This window comes from Cellulosimicrobium sp. I38E (assembly GCF_001647255.1).
Classification (GTDB): Bacteria; Actinomycetota; Actinomycetes; order Actinomycetales; family Cellulomonadaceae; genus Cellulosimicrobium; species Cellulosimicrobium cellulans_E.
In genome coordinates this window covers 1-2,006 of record NZ_LUAZ01000100.1, presented here as the reverse complement: position 1 = coordinate 2,006, position 2,006 = coordinate 1, and the positions used below count along the sequence as shown (strand labels likewise).

The following is a 2,006-nucleotide window of genomic DNA, read 5'->3' as shown; positions in this document are numbered from 1 at the left end:
CCCCCTCGCCCCAGTCCCTGTCTGGGCGGTCGGCGGCGCTCTGCACGCGTCGCGACACCACGACGGCCCGCCGCGCGACGGCCGCCCGCGCCGCCCACCACGGCGCGGCCGCCGCCAGGACCCACGCCGTCACCAGGAGCGCGGTCACCGGTCCTCCCCCGCGCTGCGCGCCCGCTCGACGAGCCGAGCGGACCAGGTACGGCCCGCGAGCAGGAGCACGAGCCCGAGCAGGACCCCGGCCGTCCCGAGGCCGCCGTCGGTCGCGGTGCCGAGCGGGTCGGCGCCGAGCACGTAGCCCAGCAGCACACCGACCGCCGGCAGCCACAGGAGCACGCGCGCGGTCGCCCGGGGCCCCGCGAGCGCCGCGTCCCGCTCCGCGCGGGCCTCGGCGTCCGCCGCGACCGAGGCCGCGACCTCGTCGAGCACAAAGGCGAGCGGCGCGCCCACCTCGACCGCCAGCCGGCACGCCGCCACGAGGGCCCGCGCGGTCGCCGGCCCGCCCACGTGCGGCGCGAGCTCGGCGACCCGGGGGACGCCCGCGGCGTCGACCCGCACCCCGACCGCCCGCTCCCACGCGACCCCGGGGGCGGCCCCGGACCGCAGGAGCGACCCCACCTGCGTCACGACGACGCGCACCAGCTCCGGCACCGCCCGCGCCGGCGACCGGCGTCGCAGGACCGACGGCCGCCCGGGCCGCGAGGACGAGGTGCCGACGACGCTGCGGGCCCGGCGCCCGCCTCGCGCTGCCACGCACCAGACCGCGGCCCCGACGAGCACACCCACGAGGACCGTCATCGACGCCTCACGCGCACCACCGCGCCACGAGCTCGTCCCAGGCTGGGCCGGCGACCGGCCCGGCTGCGCTGGTGCCGCCGTCGTCGCCCTCGCGGTCGCCGCCGCCGTGCGCGGAACCGTCGCGCGAGCCCGACACCCCGTCCCACGAGGCCGCGACGTCGACCCGGAGCCCGGTCCGGACGTCGCCCCGCACGACCCCGACCTGGGCGAGCACGCGCCGGGTCCTCCCGGCCACCCGCACACGACGCAGGTGCAGCACGACATCGAGGCCGCCGGCCGCCTGTGCCGCCACGGCGGCACGGTCCATGCCTGCGAGCGCCGCCAGCGCCTCGAGCCGGGCCGGGATCATCTCGACGTCGTTGGCGTGGATCGTCGCCAGGCCGCCCTCGTGACCGGTGTTGAGGGCCATGAGCACCTCGCGGACCTCCGCCCCGCGGCACTCGCCGAGCACGATGCGGTCGGGGCGCATCCGCAGCGCGGCGCGCACGAGGTCGGCGAGGTCGACCTCTCCGGCGCCCTCGACGTTCGCCCGCCGCGCGGTGAGCGGGACGACGTGCGGGTGGTCCGGGTCGAGCTCGCGCGCCTCCTCCACGCAGACGATGCGCTCGTCGGGCGGCACGAGCGCGAGCAGCGCGGCGAGCAGCGTCGTCTTGCCGGTGCCGGTCCCGCCCGAGACGAGCATGCTCGCGCGCCGGGCGACGAGCCCGCGCAGTACGGGTTCCCAGGCATCCGGGACCGTGCCGGACGCGACGAGGTCGGGAAGCCCGAACGTCCGCGTCCGCAGCACGCGCAGCGAGATCACGGCCCCGGGCCCGCACACGGGTGCCACCACCGCGTGGAGCCGCGTCCCGTCGGGGAGCCGGGCGTCGACCACGGGCGAGGCGTCGTCGAGGCGCTGCCCGCCCGCGGCGGCGAGCCGCACGGCCAGCGACCGCACGGCCTCCGGCCCGCCGAGCGCGACGACGACCCGTTGGAGCCCGGCCCCGCGGTCGACCCAGACCTCGTCGGGCCCGTTGACGAGCACGTCGGTCACGCCCGGCTCGTCGAGGTAGCGCTGGAGCGGGCCGGCACCGAAGATCTCCGCGTGCGCCGTGCGGGTGAGCTCCCGCAGGGCGGTGGTACCGAGCACGCGCCCGGACGCCCGCAGCGCGTCGGCGACGGCCGCGTCGTCGGGTCCCGCCCCCGAGCCCGCCCCCGGCTCGGCGCCGGCC

At 79.6% G+C, this 2,006-nt stretch carries 2 protein-coding genes; both read right to left on the bottom strand.

Annotation, left to right across the window (positions count from 1 at the left end; genetic code table 11):
* Positions 1-144: 144 nt before the first annotated feature.
* Positions 145-750, bottom strand: coding sequence for a hypothetical protein (locus A0J59_RS21000; protein ID WP_255365398.1), 606 nt, complete (start codon positions 748-750; stop codon positions 145-147).
* 52 nt (positions 751-802) lie between these two features.
* A partial coding sequence (locus A0J59_RS20995; protein WP_156533227.1) for a TadA family conjugal transfer-associated ATPase occupies positions 803-2,006 on the bottom strand: 1,204 nt, incomplete at its 5' end.